Below are 24,631 nucleotides of genomic sequence, written 5' to 3'. Positions count from 1 at the left end.
GACGAGATTAGCCGATGACTTACTTAAATCATCGGCTGACTTACTATTCAATATTGAGACGCTGTTTAAATAACTTCGTGTAAGTTCGTGATACAGGGACTTTACTACCATTGGCCATGGTTACTTGGTAAGTTTGATTGAAATAAGGTTGAACTTCACGTACCTTCTGCAAATTAATCAAGAAACTGCGATGCGTCTTCATAAAAGTCCCTTCAGGTAATTTCTGCTCCCAGGCCGCCAAAGAGTCAGAGAATTCATATGTTCGCTGGACCGTCTCCATACGTAGCTGATGACCATCGACGGTTAATAGGACAATATCATCTGGACTTATCATATACACCCGCTCATCACCGGGAACCGCTAATAAACCCGTGTCGGTTAGACTCGGACCTTCAGTTGAAGGAGTCGCTTGCGAACGATACGCCTTATCAAGTGCCCGGTGAATGTCCGCCTGGTCAAAAGGCTTCAGCACATAATCACTGGCATCAACTTGAAAGGCCTTCAGAGCATAATCATCATAAGCTGTGGCAAAAATCAGATAAGGCAAATAATCTTTAGCTTGGAGCTTCTCAGCTAAATCAAAGCCTGTCTCTCCCTTTAATTGAATATCTAAGAACAAGACATCCACCTCAAAATCCAAGAGCACCATTAAGGCATCTGTTACAGACTCAGCCATTCTCACTTCACTAACTTGAGGATGCTCTTGAACAAGGTAGGCTAGTTCTTGCCGTGCATATAATTCGTCATCTACGACCAGTACATTCATTCTTTACACTCCTTCTACGGTTTCTTGCTTGCGGCGAAGAGGAAAATTCAAGGTAAAGCAAGCCCCGCCTGCCAGCAAATTCTGAGCCTTAAAGGAAGCTTGATCCCCGTAAAGTAACTGAATTCGTTTCGCTAAATTATGCAAAGCGGTGCCCGTACCATGTTCCGATGTGACGCTCTCCTTGCCTAAACGATTCAATAACGGTTCAACAATCCCTTCACCATTATCTTGAACTTCTACCGATAACATATCGCCAGACGTGGACTCAATCCGCTCAACCTTAACTTTAACATGATGAGGCGTTTCTTGCTGGCCAAATGCATGATTAATCGCATTCTCAACAAGTACTTGAATCGATAAAGCCGGTACCAAAGCTGTGACCAACTGTGGATCGATGTCTAGATTGACTTGATAACGATCAGGAAAACGCGCTTCGGTTAAATTAAGATAAGTCTGCAAATGATTCAACTCATCCTCCAGAGGAATTAACGTTTCACGACTCGATTGAACATTCTGTCGGAAATACGCACTCAAATCCAGAAGGAGACTGCGTGCCCGATTAGGGTCAAAGCGCATGATTGCTACAATCACGTTAATCATATTATAGAAGAAATGCGGATTAATCTGGGCTTGTAAAGCTTTTATTTCAGACTCCTGCAATAATTTCGTCTGGGTTTCCGCTTGACCTAAAGCCATTTGCATGGAGAAGATGCTAGCTAAACCTTCTGCTAACTCCTCGGTTACATAAGATAAATCCGTCGCTTGGGTGAAATAAAACTTCAAAGTACCCACCACTTCCTCCTGAACAAAAAGTGGCATTACAATTGCGGCTTCTAATGGACAATTCGGATGTGAGCAACCAATCTCAGCCCGCGAACGGGCTACTTGCATCTCACCCTTTTCCAACGCTTCCTTTGATAAGTTCGTAATTAAATCGTGGGTCGGTTTATGATGATCACTACCTTCACCGACAAAGGCCAGAATTTGCGTACGGTTCGTCAAACTTACAGCGCTTGCTTTCGTATATGCTTGAATTAATTCTGCCACCTGACTGGCTTGCTCCATGGTTAAGCCTTCTCTTAAGAAAGGTAAGGTCTGCCTAGTTAACCCAAGCACATCATGTGTTTGAATAGCCCGGGCTTGCTCCTCTCGATTTAAAGTTGAGTCAATAACCCAAAGAAAGATAAAAGTTCCCACTGCATTCAATGTCAACATCGGCAAACCAATCAGTTGCACCAAACGCCAACCTTGAGAAGAGAACAGACCAATAAAAGCCAACTGGACTCCTTCCAAAATCAAAGCAATCAATGCTCCTTCACGTGGCAATACCAATTTACCCAATCGGTAACTCCGCTGACTTAAATAGGCTGCTAACCACCCTATCAAAGGAGAAGAGATGATATAAAATAAACCGCCCCCACCCCCTTGATAGACCCGGTGAACGCCAGCAATCAAGCCTACAAGCGTGCCGACAATTGGCCCCCCGACCATACCTGATACCCCAATAATCATCGAACGCGTGTTGGCAATAGAAGCTGTCGGAGAAATCGTTGTTAGAATTTGACTCGATTGATTACCAGTTACATCAATGACAATTCCCGTTAAGTTAGATACAACCGCAAATATTCCAAATAATAGCACTAACATACTGATATTAACAGGATTATTGCGCTCAGCCTGATTAACAAATAATTTCCGAAAGTAAGGTATTTGCACAAGTACGACCGCCAGAAAGACAATCATGCCGACCCTTTCCATCATCAGAATAAACAAATTCCCTAAATAAGCCACAAATATTCCCTCCAATCATTATCTAATCATATCTCTACCTAGTATAGCACGATTCTTCAATCACGTAAGACCCACTAGCCTAAAAGACACACGCCTCCTTGAGACCTGTGCCTAATTCTTATGCCGCTGTAATTTCAATCTGATTGCCTTCAGTATCTAACACAACTGACTCATAGCAACCGTCCCCTATACGTCGCGGTTCACCCACTACCGCATAGCCTGCTTCACGCAGTCGCCCCATTAGAACATCCACATCGGCCTCATCCCCAACTACATAAGCTAAGTGTGCACAACCAAAAGCATTTTCATGCCGCTCAGCAATATCACCCCAGGTCATCAGTTCCAAATACGCATCATCAACAAAGGTTAAAAAGTAAGACTTAAAGACTTTCTGAGGATTATGATATAAATCATTCGCCCTTGCACCAAAATAAGTTTCATAGAATGCACGCATCTTATCTAAATCTTCAACCCAAAGCCCAATGTCTTCAATTCGCATCATATCAGCCTCCTTACTTAGCAATATTCTACCATAAACACTTGAGTGTATTAGCCATAAGGCTAACACCCACTAAGGCTAATTGCCCGTGCCGATACCTTATATGTGGTGAGTGAAATTAGCTTTGTCTTTTTTCTGTATGCTTAAAAAGCACGGCTGGCTTATTTAAAATCAGTTAACTTATTCATTGACTACACTTGAAGTGTGTTCTTCTTTGAAGAAATAAGGTTGTCTATTGGGACACCAGTTATTTTGCTAAACTTAAAAGCTTAGTCTACTCTCATAGGTCGCTTTAACAATTCAAAGCGTTATATGTAGCTCTGCTAACGCTTAAGGCTTCGGCCATCTCAGATTGCTTCATACCTTTATTGATACGAGCCGATTCAAGTGTCATCCGCATATCTTCAACTCCTTTCCTTCTGTGTAACTACATAATGATACACTCCAAGTGTAGCGTCAACTATTCTTGTCTTGTTTTCAAAAAACTTTACTTCAAGTGTAGTTTTGTATATAATGACCGTAAGTTGGGAGGTGTAGTCTTGCTATCGGAAAACATCAAATATCATCGAAAGAAGTCTAAACTAACCCAAAAAGAGCTGGCGGAAAAATTAGGTGTAGCGCCAACTGCTGTATCCGCTTGGGAGTTAGGAAGAAACAAACCCTTAATGGATAATATAGAAAAAATGTCAAGTATATTTGGTGTCAAAAAATCAGATATTATTAGTGATGGCCAAGAAGATATGAACTTCATGTATGATGAATTGTTCGGAATATACGAACAATTGGAACAACCTCGTCAAGTTAAAGTTTACAATTATACGGAGTATCAATTGGAAGAACAAAAATCAACCAATGAAATAAATAGCCCTTCAATTATATATGGCCGGTCAACAGCAGCAGGTTCTGCTAGATATGTGGATGATGGAGATGCATACGAAGTTAAACCAGATTCAATCGTACCCAAAGGAGCGGATGAGTTGGTTACGGTGGTTGGTGATTCGATGATTCCGCTTATTGAAAACGGTGCGAAGGTATACATAAGGCATCAACCAACCGTGAAACAAGGTGAGGTTGCTATCGTGAGGATTGAAAATGAGGGTGTGACGTGTAAAAGGGTTTATTTAGACGGTGATACGGTTGTTTTGAAATCTGAAAATGATTTATATGATGATATGAAATTTAGCCATAATCAAGTAACAATTTTAGGGAGGGTGTTATTATGAGGACAACTAAATTAGTTATAGGCATTATTAGCATTATATTGGCCGTATTCATTATGTTTCAGTCTAGTATTGCTGGTCTTGGGAACACTTTAATGGATAATGGTGAAATAAGCGGTAGCGCTGGTATGTTACTCGCTATATGCTATCTAGTTTCAGGAATTTTGGGAATCGTTGGACGCACTGGCGGTATGGCTGGTCATGTAGCTGGAGTATTTTATATTGTTGGAGGAATCTTAGCACTGCCGAACGCAGGAACATATTCAGACCTCATCGTATGGGGATGGCTAGGAATTATTTTCGGAATTGTCTTTATTATAGGAACACGAAAGCAAAATAAAGGAGTGTAACATGAAAAAGATTTTAGCTGGAACGATGTTAACAGCAGGACTAGTCCTTACGCCAATTGTAACTTACACTAATGAAATATTTGCGGTAGAAATTGAAGATGGTAAGAAAATCGAATTAGATGAAGTGATGGAAATTGGAGATTACAAAATAACATTTACTGACTTTGAACTTGGTAATGACTATGAAGGTAATCCAGTATTGATTATTACATACGATTGGGAAAATGTTTCAGACAAAGAAATGATACCTTTCATGTCTTATAGTTTAACTGGGTATCAAGATGGAGTGGAAACATCAACCGTTGGTTACGTTGAAGGACTGAATCTTGAAACAGGACAAAAGAACGTCAAACCAGGCGGAAAAGTGACGGATGCACAAACTACTATTGGCATAGAAGATCTAAACAAGCCATTGTTGCTTGAAATCAAAGAGTTTTTCTCGTTTGAGAGTGGCTATGATTACGCCATCGAATTAGACTTAAACGATTTATAAAAAGAAAACCCCACACCACCGCCTTGATATGCTCCCCCTAAAGTAGACACTTAAAAAAGTAAATCTACTTAAGGGGGAGTTTTATGCGTTCAAGCAGGAAACATTCAGATAGTGAACTAGAGAAATATATTCGTTTGTATATAGAGGACGGTATATCCTATAGAACGTTGAGGGAAGAATATGGACTACTTTTATCCAAGCGAACGTTTTCTAATTACGTCACTAAATATAGAAGCCATGGCTATTCTGGCATCCCAACTAAGACCTCCAATAATCATTACAGTCATGACTTCAAGTTAGCTGTTGTTGAAGAGTATCTTGATTATCAAGAACCTATCAGACAACTTGCTCTAAAATACAATATACCTTCCCACAGCACTGTAAGAAACTGTCTAACCAAGTATACTAAAGGGGAAGAAACTAAGGACGTTGTTCCTAAACCCGAGGTGTATACAATGAAAGGCCAGAAGAAAACACAAGAAGAAAAAATTGAGATTGTCAATTTAAGTTAGAAATTTCTACACTATCGCTAATTGCAAGTTAAAGTGAGACTCATTTTCTACCTAGGTCATCTAAGCTATAAACGCAATGTAAATCATGTGCTTGCCGGCAGCGAAGCCTCCCTTGACACTGAGCTGAGGCATGATACTTGCGAATAGCGAGGTGGGCCCGGGGTTTATGGGATTATTCCCATAAACCTTGCCCTCTTTAACCATGCCGAAGGAGGCTCGTTGTCAAGGGCGCCGGCTATGCGGCTTCAGCTAACCAAATGTCCAAGGCAGAATGGCCGACGTGAATTCCTCTAGGATAAGTGTTAATCCATTCCTCAATGCTTTTAATTTGAGCTTTGGTGTAATGATCCTTTTGGAATGTGACGACGTATCTGGCCGTTGATTTGTTCATTAGTGCCTCTCTGATAGGCGCTATAGGCATCACAGAAGTAGATTCGGCAGCGCTTTTCATCTTTATCAAAAGAGGATGTCTCCATTTCTTTCCAGTTTAAAAATTCACTGCCGTTATCTACGGTAATTGTTTTAAATGTCTTCTTAAACTTCTCAGGGCCTAAGTTGTTCTCAAGATTATCTAAAGCCTTGATAACCGCACTTTGAGTTTGAGAAGAAAGCTTTAGGAGAATCGTTCGTCTGGAACGGCGATCTACCATCGTTAGTAAAGTGGACCGATGTTTTTTACCGGATTCCATGCAGTCCATTTCCCAATGACCTAACTCACTTCGGTTATTAGCAGCCTCAGGCCTATCACGAATAGATTTAGCCAAGGGGTCTCTTTTCGTTCTTCGTACACCCTTATACTGTCTCCTACTGCTTTTACCTTTACGAGACAGATCTTTCTAGTTAAAGAGGCGAAGAACCCTCTCTCAATGTAGTTGTAGATAGTTTTAAAGGAGAGAGTGACCCCAGACTCTCCTCGTTCCTGAGGGCAACGCTTGCCGCATAGGGTGAGTAGGATTCGTTAGCGATTAAGTCCTCAATGAAGTTAGCTGCTTTATGATTTTTCCGATTTTTGGATTAGGGCCTTTTCTCACGGCTTCAAAATCATAGTCATCCTGTGCAACGTCGGCTGAATACATTTTGTAAGGCTCCAGGTCAGATCTTACAACATCGACTAGTCCTCGCTTACGCTCACAGCAGAAGGTGGCTTTTGAGATACCTAAAGATTCATAAATCTCTTTGTTGGTTTTTTCTTCGCCTTTGCCGCTTTGGCATTCTCAGGAGCTTTAGCTATGTTTTCGAGTGCTTTACGTACTCTTTTAATTCATCTAATAAACGCCCGTCCATTAAATCCCCCACTTTCACGTTAGTAGCACCGAGATACAGCCTTCAAGGCCTGTCACCACCTTTCTACTTTTTAAAGAGGGACTCAACTCTGCAAACTTTTTCGGGTGATACATAAAGACGTATCATCGGATCAAGCTCGCCAACTAAACAAAAATGCCGTTGGTCATCCACATAAAGATGATAAGCCCAAACCATTTCCTCACCTCCTAATTTAAGGCATAAAAATAGCACTCTCTCATAGCTGAGTAAGTGCTTATTACATTGAAACTATTTCCATTGCTTCTTCTTCAGTAAGTTCTTCATACATATCATAAGTATCTGAATCAGGCCAAAAATATCGGATCATAATTCCTATAGCCTCCCAGTTGTTATTAGTTGGGTTAAAATATTTTTCTTCTCTTGTTTCTATATTTTTCTTAACAAGAACTCGGTTAAATTCGTCATCGCTCAACAGAAGATAATATCTAAACATCTTAATCCTCCCCAATAATTTCAACGTCTTTTGGTCTCTTTAATGACCTAGATAACTCAAACATCTCTTTATCAATTTGCTGAATTTTATCAGCATCCTTAATTGGATTCAACTCGCGCTGCTTTTCATATAACTCATGCATTGCGCCATTTTTAACCGCAAAACTTTCTGGTGTATGAAATTGTAACTCAAATTCATACCCTATTGGTGTTATAAGATTTGTATTAATACCTTTATACGGATTACTATCGTCTAGCCAAGTATTCCTTACCCTACTTAAAGTATACCCTTTTTTAGAGAGTTTATCTATAATCCCCTCTGTATGTTTTACTAAATTTTCGGGATGATTAGTTGTAAAGTGAAATGCATAAAGAATTTGAAGAAAAAAGCACATAGTGCCCTATACTGTTATTGACCAAAAAATAGTAAGGGGAGCACTATATGCCTAAGTCAGATTCCAACACAACTCATCGTACCTTTCATCAATTTTTAAGTCTATACATAAACTTAGAATGCTGGATAGGGTCAATTTCTTTAAATTCAACAATTACATCTGTAGTTCCAGCAAGCTCTTCTTGTCTTTTGGACCTCATTAATTTGTTGTTATCTGGATCATACCACTGCCATATAAACTTACCTTAAGTCGACTTAGATAATATATTCTTTCAACACTTCGTCTGGTATTTCCGGCTCAGTACATTCTTTTAAGCCGATTCCATGCTCTTTTTTATAAAATTCTTCATCCATCCGATTGGCTTTCTCAAGAGCTTTAGCTATGTTTTCGAGTGCTTTACGTACTTTTTTAAATTCATCTAATAAACGCCTGTCCATTAAATCCCCCACTTTCACGTTAGTAGCACCGAGATACAGCCTTCAAGGCCTGTCACCGCCTTTCTGCTTTTTAAAAAGAGGCTCGACTCTGCAAACTTTTTCGGGTGATACATAAAGACGTATCATCGGATCAAGCTCGCCAACTAAACAAAAATGCCGTTGGTCATCCACATAAAGATGATAAGCCCAAACCATTACATCACCTCCTAATTTAAGGCATAAAAATAGCACTCTCTCCTATGTGAGTGAGTGCTACTTTCCCTTGCTCTTCTTTTCTTCTTCTGCTTGCATTCGCCACTGTTCGATCATTTCCTCAATTGTCACCTCTGGCTTTCCATCTAAAATGGGAACTCTCTTCTCTTCAATTGATACTGTTTTTTCGTCCATAAGAATAATCACCCTTATCTTATTTTATACCTTACACCTGCATTATAGATTGTTTCAATAATAGATTCAATTTTTTATCTATGTTTTCTATGTTTTTAATTTTTACTTCACTCGCTAGGTCTACGGCTTTTTCCTTATTGAATTTATCCATTTTTGTTAAATACATTACTTTCCCTTGATTCGTTACAATGGTCATCGTTTTTACAGATGGCGTTTCCATAAACATATTCAAGTCATTTAACGAAAAACTAGAGCCTCCTGGATGGTTGTGAAGAACGGTTAAACTCCTCTTGGGACTTAATAATAACCTCAGCCTAACGTTATGAGACTTATTGGGATCAACGGTGTTATGATCCCCATATACTCGCAACAATTCTCCTTTATCTAGGATATACATTACTTCATCATGGTTATTATTCTCTCGTGCATCGAATAGCAGTTGTTTATGATTTAATTGGATGGTTCTATTTTCTTCAGGTGTATGTCCAGGTATGTTTACCAAGTTCACCTTGTCAATAGCCTGGTCAGTAATAGCTATTTTCTTTCCTTTGTCTTTTTGACCCAACGGGGAGATATCATCCATTATCTCGTCTAATCGACGTTCAATCGCATCAAAGGCTTCTTCCAGTGTGACTAAGTCCTCCTCGTCAGCGTCTAAGTCCCCAAAGTAATCATCAATACTCTTTGGCACCACAATCGTCCGACACCAAGGATGAAAGGGCGGTAAATCAATTCCTATTTTCGCATCCTTAAGTTGGACAACTTTCCCGTCAATTTGCCTGCAATGATCAGATGTTCGGTTATCTAGCGTCGCTTCCAAAATTCCCTCTTCAACCCAGTGTGCCTTCATTTCATCAAGGGTCGCCATCGTATTATAGGCTGCACTCTCGGTACGAACTAAGCGTTCAGCATTAAAAAGAGCGGATTGCCAGCCTTCTTCAGTGGGTGAGGAAATCAGTTGTGCAATCTTCCGTTTAATGCTATCCAGTGATTCTTGGCTCGTGAAGCCTTTCTCCAGGATATCTGCCATCTCGTCATAAAGCCAGGTCTCATGGCCCCATAGCTTCTGGGAGAGATTCTTACCTGACCAATTTGATCGTAAGCGATTCTTCAATGTCTTAATATCAGGAATTGGACGACGAGTCTTCAGCCCCACCTTGCCTAAAGCATTTTGGGTACTTGCACGCGCCTTCAAATAAACTTCCGCGACATTACGGTCGCTAAATCTTCTATCTCTCCATCTTTACGATATAAATCCACTGTCTTTAGTCGTATCTCATCTAACAAAGCTTGCTTGCGACTGATTCTATGCCTCAGTGATAACGCCTCTAGTAGATCTTGATCGGTATTCGGGTTAAGCGCCATCTTTCTAAACTTTTCTAAAGTGATTCCCTGAAACTCCTGGCGTTCATTATCGCTCAAATATTTAATTGCCTCCGCTTGGCTTATTCCCATGCGGTCTGCGTATCGACCGTAAAAGGCCTCGATATCACGGACAATCTCTTGCTCATACTGGCGTAATTCTTTAGCAATTTGGTCTAAGTATCAATCGTCGATTTCCTGGGAGCGCTGTTCTTGCTCGATGAGTCGCTTACGCCAATAAGCTTGATTATTCATCATTCTCCCCCAATTTATTTAGATCAAGATAATCATTTTGAATTGTCTGTCGTTTTTGTTTTTCGTTTTCTTTCAGACGTTTTTCTACAGCGGGCTTGTACCATGGATGATTTTCCCGGATGGTTTGATTGTCAAGTATGCCGATAGAGTTCATCGCGTTTTGGATGACTTCTGTTTCGTTAACGACAATATCACGATTAAATATATAGCTAAAAGATTTAAAGTAGCTTGGATACCCGTTGTTTTTGGCATACTGTTCGACAAACCACATGAACTGCTCAATAGACCGTTGAAATTCAACTTCCATATCATTCATATCTAAATCTAAATCAGTGTATCGCCATTTCAAAGCTAGCCCCGACGCATTGCCCAAATTCTCGTCTTGGGTATCAATACCTGAGGCCGCTTCGTACAATGACTTTCTTGTTCGAGCGATTTCGGCTTCAGCACCATTGGTATCAGGATTTGCAGACAATGTTTCTACACCCCCATCGCCGGACACTTTAATACTCAAATACTTATTCAATTGATTGACAAATTGACTTAAACTTTGGCCATCATAGTTTTTGAGAACATATATTTGTTTTGGCAAATCTGCTAGTAAATCCGAATTAACAGAAACTTGTGTTGATAAGTTGTCGATAAGAGATTTAACCTGCCTCAACAAACTAGATTCGTCCTCGTTATATCTCCAAGCAATGAGCGGAAGACGTTCCCAACATTTACCGATTGCTTGATTCGTTTCAGGGTCGAAGTAATAAAAAAGGCCTTAAATACCAGGACCTTAAGGCTATGACCAATGCGCTGAACCAGAGGCTACGTAAAAAACTTAACTATTATTCACCTGACCAGCTCTTTGAACAAGAAATGAATCGACTTTCCCAAATAGCCTAAGTTAGACCGCAAAGTCTCAACCCTTGATATGACTGAATAATCAGAAAGCTAGCGTCATAACAGGATTTCTAAAAATAATTATGCATTTGCTATTGCAATTAACGCTCTAAACACAAATCAAGGAAGAATAAATAAATCGCTTGATAAAGTTGGTAATAATGATATCAAGGAAATTACTCGCAATGTTGTTCAAACATACATTTATGATTTGTACGATCAGCATGACTATTCCCAAGAAACTATGAAGGGATTTTTTAAGTTATTTATGCAGATTATCGATGATGATTACAGAGAATTTATGCATTTAACTGAGCAACACATGCGCCCTGATGTATATCGGTGTTTATATATGATTACTTTTGGTCTAAGAAGAGGTGAGGCCTATGGCTTAACGCAAAGAAATATACGTTTCCTGCCTAGTGGCCACGCACGGCTAGATATAAAGATTTCTCGGACACGAGATTATCCCGAAGGTAAGAGCGTGAAATCAAGTGCTTCAAACAGGATTGTCGTCGTAAACGAAACCGTCGCACAACTACTTAATAATCAAATCACAGAAACCAAGTCATTGATGGCAAGTGAAAATAAAATCTTAGGCATTGATGATTTTATCTTTATATCTCCAGTCACAAAACAGCCCTATCACATAAAGACGTTAAACGACTGGATGCAGAAAATCGGAGATATGATGGAGATTACAATCACGCCACATATGTTCCGGCACACTTTCGCTAGCTATGCCTCAGCTCTTGGAATTGATAATTTACAGCTCCAAAGGTATCTAGGTCATAGCGATATAGATATGACTGCTCACTATACGAAAGGGCTAGAGATAGTCGCTGAAATTGTGTTAAATGTCGTTGATGGTTTCTGGAAATAACTGCCGAAAAGTTGCCGAAATTACATCGGTTTATATCGGTTTAAATCGCCTTTTGAGGCCCTGAAGGAAATTTCAGCAAAACAAAAAGAACTCCATGAACCTTGTCATGAAGCCCTTTTAAGCTATGCGACCGAGTGGATTTGAACCACCACGCCCTAATGGACACCAGCCCCTCAAGCTGGCGCGTCTGCCGTTCCGCCACGATCGCGCAAAGAAATTACAAGATATATCATATTAAATCTCACCTCTTTTGTCAAGGTTTATCTGCAAATTTATCTTAAACCGCTAATTGCAAGTTAAAGTGAGACTCATTTTCTACCTAGGTCATCTGAGCTATAAACGCAATGTAAATCATGTGCTTGCCGGCGGCGAAGCCTCCATTGACACTGAGCTGAGGCATGGTACTCGCGAATAGCGAGGTGAGTCCGGGGTTTATGGGATTATTCCCATAAACCTTGCCCTCTTTAACCATGCCGAAGGAGGATCGTTGTCAAGGGCGCCGGCTATGCGGCTTCAACTAACCAAATGTTCAAGGCAGAATGACCGGCGTGAATTCCTCTAGGATAAGTGTTAATCCATTCCTCAATGCTTTTAATTTGAGCTTTGGAGTAATCTCGGATGATGGATCCTTTTGGAATGTGACGACGTATCTGGCCGTTGATTTGTTCATTAGTGCCTCTCTGATAGGCGCTATAGGCATCACAGAAGTAGATTCGGTAGCGTTTTCATCTTTATCAAAAGAGGATGTCTCCATTTCTTTCCAGTTTAAAAATTCACTGTCATTATCTACGGTAATTGTTTTAAATGTCTTCTTAAACTTCTCAGGGCCTAAGCTGTCCTCAAGATTATCTAAAGCCTCGATAACAGCATTTTGTGTTTGAATGGAAAGTTTTATGAGAATCGTTCGTCTGGAACGGCGATCTACCATCGTTAGTAGAGTGGACCGATGTTTTTCTCGGATTCAACGCAGTCCATTTCCCAATGTCCTAATTCACTTCAATTATTAGCGGCCTTTGGCCTATCATGAATGGATTTAGCAAAGGAGTCTCTTTTCGTTCTTCGTACACCCTTATACTGTCTTCTACTTCTTTTACCTTTACGAGGTAGATCTTTCTTAGTTAAAGAGGCGAAGAACCCTCTCTCAATGTAGTTGTAGATAGTTTTAAAGGAGAGAGTGAGCCCCAGACTCTCCTCGTTTCTCAGGGCAACGCTTGCCGCATATGGTGAGTAGGACACGCAAGCAATTAAGTTATCAATGAAGTTAGCTGCTACTTGATTATTTCCAATTTTTGGATTAGGGCCTTTTCTCGTGGCTTCAAAACCATAGTCATCCTGTGCAACGTCGGCTGAATACATTTTGTAAGGCTCCAGGTCAGATCTTACAACATCGACTAGTCCTCGTTTACGCTCACGGTAGAAGGTGGCTTTTGAGATACCTAAAGATTCATAAATCTCTTTGTTGGTTTTTTCGCCTTTGGCGCTTTGGCATTCTCAATTAGTATCTTTTCCATCGTTCTACGCATCTCATAGGTCATATGTAAATATTTTTCCGAACTATAGTAGAATAGGTATAGCTCATCGAAATCTCTCCTCTGTATTTTATGCTTAAAATCAGTATAGCAGAGAAGCCGATGGGCTTTTTATGGTCTCACTTAATTATACAAGTCGCGAAATTTATCTGTCGAATGCTTATCATCATGTCAGCGCCTGCTCCTCGGTTTGAATTAAGTTAAAGGAGCACTTGTTAAAGATACTTTGGCCATGAGCATATCACACCACTCCCTTTAAAAAATGGAAGGGTTTCGTCTATAATAACCTTCTTGCTCTCTTATAAGTAAACGGAAATGGTCTAAGAATTCGCTTATAATTAATTTTATATCATCATTTAAAAAGTTCATAACTTATTTGACTTTAACCCAGTATTTTCTTATAATCCAATTGTGAATTAACGAACAATGAAGGAGGGGAGACAAAATTAATTTGCGGCTTATTCACATTAGATTTATACAAAGGAGGATTTGTAAATGTTGAAACAGAATTGGTTGAAGAAACTTATAAAGCCTTTATTGATTCTAATGGTTTTAATTTTAGGTGGCTCGGTTGTTTCTGTCTTCGCTAATAGTCAAGTAACAACTGGAAGCCCAGTACAACCCGCTACAGAAGATATTGCTTGGGATTATGAAGCAGACGTCGTTGTTGTTGGTGCTGGAGCATCTGGTTTACCTGCTGCTTTGAAGGCAATGGAAGACGGCTCAAGTGTTATCCTTGTTGAAGCAAACTTCGACGTAGGGGGACACGTGGCAGTAAGTGAAGGGCAGTTCCACTCTGGTGGAGGCACGATGGACCAAGAGAAATGGAACATTGAAGACTCTGCTGACCTTTATTATTATGACCACACACGTGGTAGCTCAATTAACTCACGCTATAACGATGCAGCTTACGTACGCTCAATTGCTAACGCAATGAATGAAGCTTATTCTTTCATTATGGATAATGGTGTGAAGACTTTAGATGTTGAGCCTATGGTTCGTTCATACTATCGTGATGGCGGTAACGACGGAGATAGCGTAGGTCGGATGACATATGTTGATGCGTCTGATTGGGAAAATACCTATACCGGGACTGAAGCTGCCGGAATTGGTATTAGTCGCCCACTTGAGCAATCTCTCCGTGAGAAAGGTGCTCAATTCCTATTAAACTACCACATGGATAAGATTTACCGGGACGGTATGTTTGAAGGCCAAGTAACGGGAATTCAAGCAAGCTACAGTCCAACTATTTTGCCTGGTGAAGAGGAGCCTTTACCAAGTCAAATGTCTGAAGGTAATATTGAAGAAACTAAAGAAACTGTCAACGTTAAGGCGAATAAAGCAGTCATCATATGTACTGGTGGATCGACAGGTAACGTTGAATTCCGTACAATGATGGACCCTCGCTTAGGGGAACATTTAGACGGCTTAGCAGGTATGCCTTTCTCTGACCAAGACGCGTCAGGTGAATATGCAGCGATGGAAGTCGGAGGCGCTTTAGGTGCTTTAGGTAACTATACATCCGTTGTTGGTGCTAACATTACAGCCCCACGTCGCTTTGGAGTACAATATGGTTATGGACGCGGTTGGACGGAAGACAGTGTCATCTGGCCACTAGTTCGCGCTAATGGTATTGTGCCAGACTTTGATAGTCTCGTGATCGTTAACATGGTCGGTGAACGTATTGGTAACGAAGACCAATATGCTTTAGGCCAACAAGACGTTAATCGTGAAGAGTTCTTCGACCAAGCATTAACGGGTACCTTTATCGATCCAGATGGTGACGGCAATGCTGAAGCATACGGTGGACCACTTTGGGCGATTATGGACCAAGCTGCTGCTGAACGTAACGGCTGGGACATGGACGCAGAAGGTGTTCTAGACTATGAAGAAGGTTATGCTTTCAAAGCGGATACCCTTGAAGAACTGGCTGAGAAACTTGTCAATAAATACCACGAAGATATCAAGATGGATCCAGAAACCCTCGTCGATACAATTACTCGCTACAACGAATTTGTCAAGAATGGCAAAGACGAAGACTGGGGCCGTGAGGATACCCTTGTCAATACCATCGAGGAAGGACCATTCTACGCCTTATGGGCAACCCCTAGTATGCACGACACCCAAGCAGGTATTCGCGTCAACGAAAACATGCAAGTGGTAGACATCTACGGTGAGCCGATTCCGAACTTGTTCGCCGCAGGTGAGGCTAGTGGTGGTATGCGCGTTCACGGTCTTGGCCGTGTTATGACCAGTGGTTACGTCGCAGGACGTGCCGCAGCTTCTGTCGATGAAGCAGGTCTAGCTACTGCAGACACTGCTTTAAACCCCGACTTTGCAGGCGCTGAAACGAATGATCGCACGAAGACAAACAAAGCCGAATACTTCTCTCAACGCGGACTCAGCCTAGATACAATGACTCACTCTGAGAAAGAAGCTGAAATCGAATCATGGCTAAATGATGCCGATGCTAAAGGTGAAGAAGAAAGCGCAGAAGAAGAGTCAGACACAGCTAACAATGTCTTTGAAGGTCAATCCGACAATGGCTTCGGTGGACGTTTGAAACTACAAATTACTGTAGAAGACGGCCAAATGACAGCCATTGAAGTAATAGAACATGCTGAGACAACAGGTATCGGCGATGAAGCCTTGAAGCAACTTTCAGAGAAAGCGCTCGAGACACAATCCGCTGACCATGATGTCGTCTCAGGAGCCAGCGTATCTTCACGAGCCTTTATGGAAGCTTTAAAACAAGCTATGGAGAACGCCGGACTTTAATCATACTCCCTTTCCAACATCATCTCGCTATTAAGCGAGGTGATGTTTATTTCTGCTGCAAATACGTTATACAAAAACATCCTCTTCCCTTAATCGGATGATTTGCAATTGGCGTAAGTTAGTTTTGTGTTAACAAGCCGACTTTCTAATAGAAGTTTGCGGTTCTTGAATTAGCAAACCATGCTCCCCAGAAGAATGTTTACACCAGCTGACCAATCTGCTTTAGCTTAGAATACGATAAAAATCATCTTGGTTAGCAGACTTGCCCTCATCCCATCACTTGTTGGCAGGAAAATTCTCACCAACCCTTTTCTTCGACTTATTGAGGGCAATATTCTATGCTTAACTTAAGGAGGCGATAACATGGCATGGAATATGGAGGATTATCCGAATGCATTTAAGAACTTTGACCGGGTACTCCAAAAGAAGATGATTGATATTGCAAATGCGCTTGTAGACAGTGGTTATGAAGAGGGTGAAGCAATTCCGATTGCGATTGAACAGGGGAAGGAATGGTATGAGAATGCTAGCGAAGCGGAACAGCGCGAAGTGTTATACGGCCCAAACCCACAGAAGTCAGACGACCACGATACTGGAAGTACAGATCCTTCTTTGCTTGATGAAGATGTGATGGTTTATTACGAAGACGATCAATGGAAAGTCAAAACTGTGAACGCCGACCAAGCCAGCAACGTCTACACAACAAAGAACGAAGCAGTTAAACGCGCTCGAGAAATTGCTGAAAACAAAGACACCCACGTCCAAATATACAAGCAAAATGGCGACCGGCAAAGTTAAGACAGCTCCCTTAAAACTTCTTTAGGAATCTTGCATTAAGGCCAAGATATTATCCAAGGAAAACCACTGAAATAGCTCAAAAACGCCTGAAGAGGAATTCCTCTCAGGCGTTTTTGGGTTTATTTAACGGAACATATCCCGTTTAATGCCTTGTTGCATAATCTTCTCGGGTTGTAAATAATCAAAGACGTCTGCATCTACCTTATTACTAAAGCCTTGCAACTCGTCAAGCGATAATTCATGAAGTTGCTTGGTAGCTTTAATGGCGTAGACAACGGCTTCACCGACGATACCATGTGCTTCTCGGAAAGGTAGACCTTTACGAACGAGATAATCCGCCAGTTCCGTTGCGTTTAAGTAACCATCATGGACCGTTTCATTCAGACGGTCTTCTTTAACGATTAATTCGTCCACAACTCCCGTCAAGATACGCACGCAGGCATTGGTTGTGTCATAGGCTTCAAAGTAGATGGCCTTATCTTCTTGCATATCTTTATTATAGGTAAGAGGGATCCCCTTCATAATCGTATACATACTGTTCATGAGGCCTATGACTTTCCCAGCCTTGCCCCGAATTAGCTCCAATGCATCAGGGTTCTTCTTCTGTGGCATCATGCTGCTGCCTGTTGCATAACTATCGGAAGACTCGACAAAGGCGAATTCTTGGCTTGAGTAGATAATCAAATCTTCACTCATGCGACTCATATGGACCATTAAAGAACTAAAGACCTGTAAGGCATCCAAGATAAAATCACGATTAGATACACTGTCTAGTGTATTTCTTTGTACTTGGCGGAAGCCCAGCAAGTCTGTTGTGCGTTGGCGGTTAATGTCGTAAGTCGTTCCAGCTAAGGCCCCTGCTCCCAATGGATTCTCATCCAGCAGATTGATTGCTTGGTATACCTTCTTCAAATCACGTTCAAACATCGCTACATAAGCATCCAGATAGTAGCTAAAGGGAACAATTTGAGCCCGTTGCAGATGGGTATAAGCAGGCATCAAGGCATCCACGGTCTCGGCTTTTGCTTGGAAGGTCGCAATCATCGCTTCAATCAGCTCAGCCAACTCCCCTAGTGTCCGCTTGACATAGAGTTTCATGTCCACAGTCACTTGATCATTACGGCTCCGGGCTGTGTGCATTTTCTTGCCGGTGTCACCAAGACGTTTAATCATCTTCGCTTCAACAAAGCTGTGAATATCTTCATAATTACCGCTCAAGATACTTGGGTCAGCTTCAATTTCTGTGCGTAATTGCGCCAACTCCGCTTGCAAGGCTTCGCTTTCTTCGGACGTAATAATCCCCTGTTCTCCTAGCATCGTCACATGGGCAATGCTGGTAGTAATATCTTCATACCATAAACGTTGATCCAAGGAGAAGGATTCATTGAATTGTTGCATTAATTCGGACGTGTCTCCTTCGAAACGCCCACCCCATAAATCTGCCATCTTAAATCAATCCTTTTCTCTTTTGAATCTTAGTTGGCAAGGTAATCACGTTGATATAGCCTTCCGCATCATGATGATTGAACAAGTCATCTTCGCCAAAGCCGGAGACATCTTGGTCGAACAATTCATAAGGACTATCCACACTCGCTGGGAAGATATTACCTTTGTAAAGCTTCAGCTTCACATCGCCTGTAACCGTCTTTTGCGTGTCTTCCATGAAGGCTCGAATTGCTTCATTGGCCATAGAGAACCATTGACCATTGTAAACGAGTTGTGACCACTCTGCACTGAGAATACCTTTAATGCGAATGGTTTCTTTCGTCAAGGTCAAACTTTCCAAACGCTCATGGGCTTCCATCAAGAGATGTACACCTGGTGTTTCATAGATGCCACGTGATTTCATCCCAATTGTCCGGTCCTCAATCCAATCCAGAATACCAATTCCATGCTTGCCACCAACTTTATTTAACGCACGGATTACTTCTGCTGGCGTCAATGCTTCACCGTTGACATGAGTTGCCCGGCCTTTCTCGAAATGAATTTCTACGTATTCTGCTTCATCCGGCGCCTCTTCGGGTGTATTCACATTGTGTAGAATGTTCGAATAATCCACTTCATTCATTGGGCTTTCAATATCGCCACCCTCGTGTGAAATATGCATTAAGTTCTCATCTTCTGAGTAAATCTTTTCCTTCGTAGATGTCACCGGTACCCCTTTAGCTTGGGCATAATCAATCGCATCTTCACGAGATTTAATGTCCCAAATCCGCCACGGTGCAATCACTGGCATCTCTGCATCAAAGGCCGCAATCCCCATCTCGAAACGAACTTGGTCATTCCCCTTGCCGGTACAACCATGACAAATGGCGTCGGCTTCTTCCTTATGAGCTACTTCTACTAGATATTTACTAATGAGCGGACGGCCTAAAGCAGTCCCTAATAAATAAGTATCTTGATAACGTAAGTTCCCTGTAACAGCTGGATAAATGTATTCTGAAGCGAACTCTTCTGCCACATGCGGATTGTAGAATTTCGTTGCTCCCGAAGCCAAGGCCTTCGCTTCAATCGCTTCCCAATCCTCATCAATACCTAAATCCACACAAACCGCAATAATATCCGCATCATAATTTTCTTTTAACCATGGAATCGTAATCGACGTATCCAAACCACCTGAATAAGCTAAGACAATCTTCTTCTTTGACATATGTAAATTTCCTTTCTTTAGATAAACCCCAAAAAAAGTCCCCACCTCTAAATAGAGACGGGGACTAAGCTCGCGGTACCACTCCAATTGACCCAAATTGGGTCCACTCAAAGTCGTAACGTGACGAACGGAAACGTTTATCTTATCGTTTCTTCTCCAAAGCGCGTTTCAATGAACGGAAATATCAGGCTCACACCATCCCTGACTCGCTTGCTTCCTTAAGTTCATTTACTTTCTTCTTCATAGAATTTAATCTTAATTTAATGTTATATTATAGACTTTATTGGAACTTGTCAAGCTTATGTATATGTCAAGTGAAAAAGGGACCACCTTGCCGTTGAAAAAGGGACCACCTTTTGGGTCAATGTAACGGCTTAGGCTAATTTATGAAAAGTTAGTTAAGAAGAAAGTGTCTCAGCGCTTCATACCTCCTTTTGGCTGGCTTGCGCCTCCTTCCAGGCACTGGTCTGCTTCATCCGATAACTCTCCCCTCGCATGTCCACAACATGCGCCTTAAAGGCTAAACGATCCACCAGGGCTCCCGTTAAGGTCGGGTCTTTAAAGCATTCCTGCCAGCGATCAAAGGTAAGGTTCGTCGTAATCATTGTAGAGCCCTTTCCCATCCGATTAGAAAGAAGATTAAACAGAAGCTCAGCCCCGGCTTCATCAAAGGATAAATAACCTAATTCATCGACAATCAAGAGATCGACCTTATTTAATCGCTGTTTGAAGCGATAAAATTGACTTTGCGTGACGGCCTCTCTTAATTCAATAACAAGATTTGGGGCATTTACGAACTGTACATGATAATTCTGCAGACAGGCCTCCATGCCAAGACCAATGCTAAAATGCGTCTTCCCTGTTCCAGGGTTGCCAATAAGAATGACGTTCTGTTTCTCTTGAATAAAATTCAGGGTCTTTAATTCGCGTAGTTGTTGGCGAACACCTTCCTTAAACACTTTCTCGTCAAAGTCCATCAGGTACTTCTTTTGGCTAAACTTGGCCTGTCGAATCCTTCTTTGATAGCTTCGATTTCGACGTTGTTCCACCTCCTCTGTCAATATCTCTGTGAGGGCTTCTTCCAAATCCAGTCCGCGACTCGTATATTCCAGGAGCAGGTGTTGGTAATTTTCCTTCAGATAGGGAAGTTTTAGTTCATTAGCGGCTTCTGCGATTGTTAACATAAGCTTTCCTCCAAACCATAGAGAGCATTTAATTGATGGAGCGTTGCTTCTGTCTGATGAAGAATCGCCTCCTGATTTTTAGGAACACCCTCATTTTCCGTTGTGACACGTTGCACCAACTGATCATAGGCCAATTGCTGGCACAAAGCCTCTCCACTGAGGCTATGGTATTTCTCAAGTTGTTCTATGAATTCTTTAGGGTGTCCGCTATAATATTTATGATAGAGTGTTTCCAAGCCGGGGGTTTGTTGAAGAACCAGCGAGTGTTCCAGAGCACCAGGTTTCTTCTTGAGGGTTTTGATATAGTGACTGATATCAAGCTGAAACCCATGGGAACCCTCTATTTTATTATGCCTGGCCACTTCTTGTTCATTGGCATAAACCACGAGATAATCGGCATAAGCCTTGATCTGAACTCGCTTCCCTACCAAGTAGTCAGGGACAGAATACTGATTCTTCTGATAATGAATCGTGGCATACTTTGTGACGCTGAGCTGACAAAGTTCTGCCAGTTCAAAGGGAGGACGGTATTTAAGAAGGTGGCCTTTTTCTTCTTCCAAACGACTCTCTTGATTCAAAGTCCGTAAGGACTCTTCCAAATGCTGGCGAGCTTCATCTAAAGATTGAAATTGATATTTTTTGGTGAAACAGTTTTGTCTGACATGCTTTACACGACTCTCTACTGTTCCCTTCTCATTCCCACTGAAGCAATTGGTGACATTAATATTAAACCCATAATAAGTGGCTAATTGGATGAGTTGGGGGTTTAGCTCCTTTTCATTACGCCCAATAAAACGAGTGACCACATTTCTCATATTGTCATAGACAAGCTCCGCATACACCCCACCCAGGTTTTCAAAAAATCGCACATGCGCATCCTGAAAGACAGCTTTTTTCTGGTTGGTATAGAGGTAAGCCCAGTAATAATCTGAAGCAGGGCTAGCCCACACAGCGAGATAATAGGTTTTAACCACGCCCTCAATTTCTAATTTGACCTCTCCAAAATCGAACTCCACCCGTGCACCCAATGCATAATTTTGCTTGATAAAAGCCTCTTTAGCTTTCGCTTTCATTTTTGACCAGTAATGAGCGACTGTCCGGTATTTAATCGCATACCCTTCCTCTGCTAGGATTTCATAAACAGCCTTAGCCGTTAGTGCTTGTTTATGAGGTCCTAGCCTTCGATCCTTTTCTCTTTCTTTTTCCAGTAATTCGCTCATTCTAGCTTCCACCTCTGGTGTAAAGGTTCTTTTTTTCCGATTGGAAGTATCATATTTTCTTTCTAAGACTAATTGTTCGGTTGCTGCTTCGATTTCTTTCTCATTTTGAGCGTCATCCAAAGCATCTATACCTGCTTGGTATCGATCCCTTATTCTTCGAATCGTTTTTCTATCAATGTCCATGTCTCTGCTAATTTTCCTAATGGATTCCCCATTTCTAAAACGGTGAATCACTTCGAATTCTTTATTGATACGAATCACTCCTTGGCACCTCCATCTATAATACGTTTATTATAGATGGAAAGGCATGGCAAGTGGTCCCTTTTTGAATAGCAATTTACCCCGAAGGTGGTCCCTTTTTAGATTACAACAAACAAGCTTAAAAAATATTTTTTAAAAATCAAATGAGAATTTACGACTTTAGTTGGATTGATTAGAAGGTCAAATCATGATAATATTTGCCTAGAAAAGGACTGATTGAATATGAAACGTTGGCAAACAGGTCTTGTCTCACTTCTGGCCTGCGGTAGTTTGTGGACACCGTCGGAGAAGCTTTTTGTCAGGTCGATGGAAGACGAAAGTTACCAGGAATCCATCCTTGAATCTCACTTAGCTTATGAAGATATCGACCAGAGTCTGCAAGACATCCAAAATTTAACGGCTTATGATATGCACATCGAATTGACGGACCTCGATCAGAATATTCCGGTCGCGGCAGGTACCATTCAAGTCGACAATGAACGCGGTGATGCTTTCTTTGATATGAAATTCTATGAGGTTAATGAAGAAAGCGCCCAACATACAAGCGAAGCAGCCCAAGCCGAAGAGACCACCCAGAACGATGCCTTGCGCCAATCTTTGAGCGTTTATCCTTTACGCGTCTTGACCTATTCCGGTTTCGAACTCGCTTATATTAATCAAGTAGAACTCCTAAATACGGAAGGTCTAGGCCCGATTGATGAAGACATCCAGAAAGAATTAAGTAGCTACAATCATTATTATACACCGATTGAACGCAGTGAATTGGAGCGCTTGAAATTCGACACGTCTGTTAACGAAGCCCTACAATTTCTACCGAATTCCGACGTGATTCGTAGTATCGATCCAGAGTTTATCAAGGAAACCGATCAGGCCTATACGATAGACGTCGAACGAGTCGAGATTCCTACGAACTTATTTGAGCAACTGAAGGGTTTCTTAATGCATGTCGATTTGGACATGTCTATTAAGCCGATTGACTCCCTATATCGCCCTTGGGACGTTCATATTGACCAGCGATTTACGGTCGAAACCAATCGCGACGATTTCACGATTGAACGCAGGGTGAAAAGTGATTTATCCGCCTTAGTTGAGGAAGCTGGCGTTCAAGTAGATAGCCAATCGAGCGAGTCTTCCATGGGCGACGACAGTGATGAAGATACAGATGAATCGGTCAGCTCTGAAGAAACAACCGCTGAGATACCGAGCAAGGCAAGCAGCAACCAGAAGTTGCGCACTGAAGATATGACCGGTAAATTAACGAAGGCCAGCTTGCAGTTCCATAAGCATCAAGCAAGCTATGTGGCTGCCTTAGAAGGCATCGGCGAATCGATAAACTTTGATTTCTTCAATCATTCATCCAACCAACCACTCAAGTCAACGCGCTACCGCTTAAAAATCAGTATCCAACCAAGCGAGCAGCGAATTCCCGACTATCAATCTATCCCACGCATGACGAACCAAGAGCATGCCCTAACCATAGAAAATCTATTAACGCAAGCAATAGAATAGTTTAAATTATAGGAAACCGCCCCTTCTGCCAATAGATGCAGGAGGGGCGGTTTTAGGTAGATAAATTATCTTGCAGTAAAGCGAGTCATTCCACCCGCTGACCTTTATTCAGAAGACTAAAGGCAACGTCTTACGACTAAGACCTAGCATACCAAAAGCAAAACCAGACCTTGCCTTCGTCGAAGGACGCTTTTCTCTAGCTCCCTTGCTTATTTCCGCCGGTAAATTTCAAATTGGTGAGCATAGGGGCTCCTCTCATCCACCGCACCTGGCCAGGACTCCACTAATTGCCACTGCGCCCAATCTACCTCTGGGAAATAAGTGTCGCCTTCGAAGCGCGCTTGAATTCGAGTAACCCGTAATTCATCTGCTTCACTTAAGAACAAGTCATAAATTTGCGCCCCGCCAATAACGTAAAGCGGTCGTGGCCAATTCGCAACATGCGCTAAAGCTTCTTCCTTGGAATGAAAGACCAGCACTTCGGCTTCCGCTTGAAAATCTGGGTTCGTGGTTAGCACCATATTTTCCCGGTCCTTTAAGGGGCCATTAGGGAAACTTTCATAAGTCTTCCGGCCCATGAGTACGTCACCTTGGAGGGTCGTTTCTTTGAAATACTTCATATCACTAGCCAGACGCCAAGGTAAATCATCCGCTCGGCCAATCAGCCCTTGTTCGTCCTGAGCCCAAATGAGAGATAACATCACTT

26 protein-coding genes, 1 tRNA gene, 2 pseudogenes and 1 other annotated feature are annotated in these 24,631 nt (G+C 41.7%); of the genes and pseudogenes, 8 read left to right on the top strand and 21 right to left on the bottom strand.

Translation table 11 applies throughout. From position 1 onward, the window contains the following. Window positions 1-43: 43 nt before the first annotated feature. The 4 genes from CL176_RS01435 to CL176_RS01420 all read right to left on the bottom strand — a co-directional run bounded on the left by CL176_RS01435 (window position 44) and on the right by CL176_RS01420 (window position 3,456). On the bottom strand, window positions 44-766 hold the full coding sequence (locus tag CL176_RS01435) for a LytR/AlgR family response regulator transcription factor (RefSeq protein WP_118989706.1): 723 nt from the start codon (window positions 764-766) through the stop codon (window positions 44-46). Window positions 767-769: 3 nt separating this feature from the next. Beyond that, window positions 770-2,527, bottom strand: coding sequence for a LytS/YhcK type 5TM receptor domain-containing protein (locus CL176_RS01430; protein WP_118991541.1), 1,758 nt, complete (start codon window positions 2,525-2,527; stop codon window positions 770-772). A gap of 148 nt (window positions 2,528-2,675) precedes the next feature. Next, window positions 2,676-3,059, bottom strand: a complete 384-nt coding sequence (locus CL176_RS01425; protein WP_420824185.1) for a VOC family protein — start codon at window positions 3,057-3,059, stop codon at window positions 2,676-2,678. 289 nt (window positions 3,060-3,348) lie between these two features. Beyond that, complete coding sequence (locus CL176_RS01420; RefSeq protein WP_118989704.1) at window positions 3,349-3,456, bottom strand: helix-turn-helix domain-containing protein; 108 nt, start codon at window positions 3,454-3,456, stop codon at window positions 3,349-3,351. 139 nt (window positions 3,457-3,595) lie between these two features. Here CL176_RS01420 and CL176_RS01415 point away from each other — a divergent pair, with 139 nt between their 5' ends. The 4 genes from CL176_RS01415 to CL176_RS01400 all read left to right on the top strand — a co-directional run bounded on the left by CL176_RS01415 (window position 3,596) and on the right by CL176_RS01400 (window position 5,631). Further along, a complete protein-coding gene (locus CL176_RS01415; protein ID WP_162890761.1) occupies window positions 3,596-4,279 on the top strand; it encodes an XRE family transcriptional regulator in 684 nt (227 codons plus the stop codon). Continuing rightward, a complete protein-coding gene (locus CL176_RS01410) occupies window positions 4,276-4,626 on the top strand; it encodes a hypothetical protein (protein WP_118989702.1) in 351 nt (116 codons plus the stop codon). The genes CL176_RS01415 and CL176_RS01410 overlap by 4 nt, the downstream gene beginning before the upstream one ends. 1 nt (window position 4,627) lies before the next feature. Further along, window positions 4,628-5,119, top strand: a complete 492-nt coding sequence (locus CL176_RS01405; RefSeq protein ID WP_118989701.1) for a DUF5067 domain-containing protein — start codon at window positions 4,628-4,630, stop codon at window positions 5,117-5,119. A gap of 83 nt (window positions 5,120-5,202) precedes the next feature. Continuing rightward, complete coding sequence (locus tag CL176_RS01400; protein ID WP_118989700.1) at window positions 5,203-5,631, top strand: transposase; 429 nt, start codon at window positions 5,203-5,205, stop codon at window positions 5,629-5,631. Window positions 5,632-5,866: 235 nt separating this feature from the next. On the opposite strand, the pseudogene CL176_RS12940 reads toward CL176_RS01400, so the two are convergent. From CL176_RS12940 to CL176_RS01365, 10 genes and pseudogenes are all read right to left on the bottom strand, one after another. Next, window positions 5,867-6,847, bottom strand: a pseudogene (locus tag CL176_RS12940) (IS30 family transposase); the annotation flags it as partial. A gap of 131 nt (window positions 6,848-6,978) precedes the next feature. Next, window positions 6,979-7,110: a hypothetical protein gene (locus tag CL176_RS12800; protein WP_276101722.1), complete on the bottom strand. Its 132-nt coding sequence runs from the start codon at window positions 7,108-7,110 to the stop codon at window positions 6,979-6,981. Window positions 7,111-7,171: 61 nt separating this feature from the next. Further along, window positions 7,172-7,387 carry a hypothetical protein gene (locus CL176_RS01390; protein ID WP_118989698.1) on the bottom strand — a complete coding sequence of 72 codons (216 nt, stop codon included), beginning with the start codon at window positions 7,385-7,387 and terminating at the stop codon, window positions 7,172-7,174. A 1-nt stretch (window position 7,388) separates the two neighbouring features. After that, window positions 7,389-7,781, bottom strand: coding sequence for a hypothetical protein (locus tag CL176_RS01385; protein ID WP_118989697.1), 393 nt, complete (start codon window positions 7,779-7,781; stop codon window positions 7,389-7,391). Between the two features lie 254 nt (window positions 7,782-8,035). After that, window positions 8,036-8,218: a hypothetical protein gene (locus tag CL176_RS01380; protein ID WP_118989696.1), complete on the bottom strand. Its 183-nt coding sequence runs from the start codon at window positions 8,216-8,218 to the stop codon at window positions 8,036-8,038. Between the two features lie 42 nt (window positions 8,219-8,260). After that, window positions 8,261-8,413, bottom strand: a complete 153-nt coding sequence (locus CL176_RS12150) for a hypothetical protein (RefSeq protein WP_162890760.1) — start codon at window positions 8,411-8,413, stop codon at window positions 8,261-8,263. Window positions 8,414-8,470: 57 nt separating this feature from the next. Then, window positions 8,471-8,605, bottom strand: a complete 135-nt coding sequence (locus tag CL176_RS12795) for a hypothetical protein (RefSeq protein ID WP_276101718.1) — start codon at window positions 8,603-8,605, stop codon at window positions 8,471-8,473. A gap of 31 nt (window positions 8,606-8,636) precedes the next feature. After that, window positions 8,637-9,800, bottom strand: a complete 1,164-nt coding sequence (locus CL176_RS01375) for a minor capsid protein (RefSeq protein WP_118989695.1) — start codon at window positions 9,798-9,800, stop codon at window positions 8,637-8,639. Continuing rightward, a complete protein-coding gene (locus tag CL176_RS01370; protein WP_162890759.1) occupies window positions 9,797-10,027 on the bottom strand; it encodes a hypothetical protein in 231 nt (76 codons plus the stop codon). Before CL176_RS01370 ends, CL176_RS01375 begins: the two co-directional genes overlap by 4 nt. A 187-nt stretch (window positions 10,028-10,214) precedes the next feature. Beyond that, entirely contained in the window at window positions 10,215-10,952 is a 738-nt protein-coding gene (locus CL176_RS01365) for a phage portal protein (protein ID WP_118989693.1), read from the bottom strand. A gap of 429 nt (window positions 10,953-11,381) precedes the next feature. On the opposite strand from CL176_RS01365, the gene CL176_RS01360 reads away from it, so the two are divergent. Continuing rightward, entirely contained in the window at window positions 11,382-11,996 is a 615-nt protein-coding gene (locus CL176_RS01360) for a site-specific integrase (RefSeq protein ID WP_162890758.1), read from the top strand. Window positions 11,997-12,121: 125 nt separating this feature from the next. Here the strand turns inward: CL176_RS01360 and CL176_RS01355 are convergent. Together CL176_RS01355 and CL176_RS12935 are read right to left on the bottom strand one after the other, a co-directional pair. Further along, window positions 12,122-12,204: transfer RNA gene (locus CL176_RS01355), tRNA-Leu, on the bottom strand. A 295-nt stretch (window positions 12,205-12,499) separates the two neighbouring features. Beyond that, window positions 12,500-13,575, bottom strand: a pseudogene (locus tag CL176_RS12935) (IS30 family transposase). 445 nt (window positions 13,576-14,020) lie between these two features. Between CL176_RS12935 and CL176_RS01340 the strand changes: the two are divergent. Both CL176_RS01340 and CL176_RS01335 read left to right on the top strand, forming a co-directional pair. Then, complete coding sequence (locus CL176_RS01340) at window positions 14,021-16,303, top strand: FAD-dependent oxidoreductase (RefSeq protein ID WP_205528122.1); 2,283 nt, start codon at window positions 14,021-14,023, stop codon at window positions 16,301-16,303. Between the two features lie 363 nt (window positions 16,304-16,666). After that, on the top strand, window positions 16,667-17,101 hold the full coding sequence (locus tag CL176_RS01335; protein ID WP_118989689.1) for a DUF2188 domain-containing protein: 435 nt from the start codon (window positions 16,667-16,669) through the stop codon (window positions 17,099-17,101). 123 nt (window positions 17,102-17,224) lie between these two features. Here the strand turns inward: CL176_RS01335 and argH are convergent, their stop codons facing one another. The 4 genes from argH to istA form a co-directional block, all read right to left on the bottom strand. Next, on the bottom strand, window positions 17,225-18,547 hold the full coding sequence (gene argH, locus CL176_RS01330; protein ID WP_118989688.1) for an argininosuccinate lyase: 1,323 nt from the start codon (window positions 18,545-18,547) through the stop codon (window positions 17,225-17,227). Window position 18,548: 1 nt separating this feature from the next. Then, the gene (locus CL176_RS01325) at window positions 18,549-19,751 is read right to left on the bottom strand and encodes an argininosuccinate synthase (RefSeq protein ID WP_118989687.1); all 1,203 of its coding nucleotides are present in this window, start codon (window positions 19,749-19,751) and stop codon (window positions 18,549-18,551) included. A 50-nt stretch (window positions 19,752-19,801) separates the two neighbouring features. Next, window positions 19,802-20,004, bottom strand: a binding site (T-box leader). A 169-nt stretch (window positions 20,005-20,173) separates the two neighbouring features. Further along, window positions 20,174-20,935: an IS21-like element helper ATPase IstB gene (gene istB, locus CL176_RS01320; RefSeq protein ID WP_118989628.1), complete on the bottom strand. Its 762-nt coding sequence runs from the start codon at window positions 20,933-20,935 to the stop codon at window positions 20,174-20,176. After that, the gene (gene istA / locus CL176_RS01315) at window positions 20,929-22,416 is read right to left on the bottom strand and encodes an IS21 family transposase (RefSeq protein ID WP_118989686.1); all 1,488 of its coding nucleotides are present in this window, start codon (window positions 22,414-22,416) and stop codon (window positions 20,929-20,931) included. Before istA ends, istB begins: the two co-directional genes overlap by 7 nt. 222 nt (window positions 22,417-22,638) lie before the next feature. Here istA and CL176_RS01310 point away from each other — a divergent pair, with 222 nt between their 5' ends. Next, window positions 22,639-23,925, top strand: coding sequence for a hypothetical protein (locus CL176_RS01310; protein ID WP_162890757.1), 1,287 nt, complete (start codon window positions 22,639-22,641; stop codon window positions 23,923-23,925). A gap of 209 nt (window positions 23,926-24,134) precedes the next feature. Here CL176_RS01310 and CL176_RS01305 read toward each other — a convergent pair whose 3' ends face one another. Beyond that, a complete protein-coding gene (locus tag CL176_RS01305) occupies window positions 24,135-24,626 on the bottom strand; it encodes a dihydrofolate reductase (protein ID WP_118989684.1) in 492 nt (163 codons plus the stop codon). Window positions 24,627-24,631 lie beyond the last annotated feature (5 nt).

Origin of the sequence: Suicoccus acidiformans (genome assembly GCF_003546865.1) — a bacterium.
GTDB lineage: Bacteria > Bacillota > Bacilli > Lactobacillales > Aerococcaceae > Suicoccus > Suicoccus acidiformans.
The sequence above is the reverse complement of the archived record's forward strand: the minus strand, read 5'-3'. Positions and strand labels throughout refer to the sequence as shown.

Bases quoted from the DNA above. Each gene is read 5' to 3' on its own strand.
- CL176_RS01435 (WP_118989706.1), bottom strand. From the start codon at position 766: ATGAATGTACTGGTCGTAGATGACGAATTATATGCACGGCAAGAACTA.
- CL176_RS01430 (WP_118991541.1), bottom strand. From the start codon at position 2,527: ATGATGGAAAGGGTCGGCATGATTGTCTTTCTGGCGGTCGTACTTGTG.
- CL176_RS01425 (WP_420824185.1), bottom strand. From the start codon at position 3,059: ATGATGCGAATTGAAGACATTGGGCTTTGGGTTGAAGATTTAGATAAG.
- CL176_RS01420 (WP_118989704.1), bottom strand. From the start codon at position 3,456: ATGCGGATGACACTTGAATCGGCTCGTATCAATAAAGGTATGAAGCAA.
- CL176_RS01410 (WP_118989702.1), top strand. From the start codon at position 4,276: ATGAGGACAACTAAATTAGTTATAGGCATTATTAGCATTATATTGGCC.
- CL176_RS01405 (WP_118989701.1), top strand. From the start codon at position 4,628: ATGAAAAAGATTTTAGCTGGAACGATGTTAACAGCAGGACTAGTCCTT.
- CL176_RS01400 (WP_118989700.1), top strand. From the start codon at position 5,203: ATGCGTTCAAGCAGGAAACATTCAGATAGTGAACTAGAGAAATATATT.
- CL176_RS12800 (WP_276101722.1), bottom strand. From the start codon at position 7,110: ATGGTTTGGGCTTATCATCTTTATGTGGATGACCAACGGCATTTTTGT.
- CL176_RS01390 (WP_118989698.1), bottom strand. From the start codon at position 7,387: ATGTTTAGATATTATCTTCTGTTGAGCGATGACGAATTTAACCGAGTT.
- CL176_RS01385 (WP_118989697.1), bottom strand. From the start codon at position 7,781: ATGTGCTTTTTTCTTCAAATTCTTTATGCATTTCACTTTACAACTAAT.
- CL176_RS01380 (WP_118989696.1), bottom strand. From the start codon at position 8,218: ATGGACAGGCGTTTATTAGATGAATTTAAAAAAGTACGTAAAGCACTC.
- CL176_RS12150 (WP_162890760.1), bottom strand. From the start codon at position 8,413: ATGGTTTGGGCTTATCATCTTTATGTGGATGACCAACGGCATTTTTGT.
- CL176_RS12795 (WP_276101718.1), bottom strand. From the start codon at position 8,605: ATGGACGAAAAAACAGTATCAATTGAAGAGAAGAGAGTTCCCATTTTA.
- CL176_RS01360 (WP_162890758.1), top strand. From the start codon at position 11,382: ATGCAGATTATCGATGATGATTACAGAGAATTTATGCATTTAACTGAG.
- CL176_RS01340 (WP_205528122.1), top strand. From the start codon at position 14,021: ATGTTGAAACAGAATTGGTTGAAGAAACTTATAAAGCCTTTATTGATT.
- CL176_RS01335 (WP_118989689.1), top strand. From the start codon at position 16,667: ATGGCATGGAATATGGAGGATTATCCGAATGCATTTAAGAACTTTGAC.
- argH (WP_118989688.1), bottom strand. From the start codon at position 18,547: ATGGCAGATTTATGGGGTGGGCGTTTCGAAGGAGACACGTCCGAATTA.
- CL176_RS01325 (WP_118989687.1), bottom strand. From the start codon at position 19,751: ATGTCAAAGAAGAAGATTGTCTTAGCTTATTCAGGTGGTTTGGATACG.
- istB (WP_118989628.1), bottom strand. From the start codon at position 20,935: ATGTTAACAATCGCAGAAGCCGCTAATGAACTAAAACTTCCCTATCTG.
- CL176_RS01310 (WP_162890757.1), top strand. From the start codon at position 22,639: ATGAAACGTTGGCAAACAGGTCTTGTCTCACTTCTGGCCTGCGGTAGT.
- CL176_RS01305 (WP_118989684.1), bottom strand. From the start codon at position 24,626: ATGTTATCTCTCATTTGGGCTCAGGACGAACAAGGGCTGATTGGCCGA.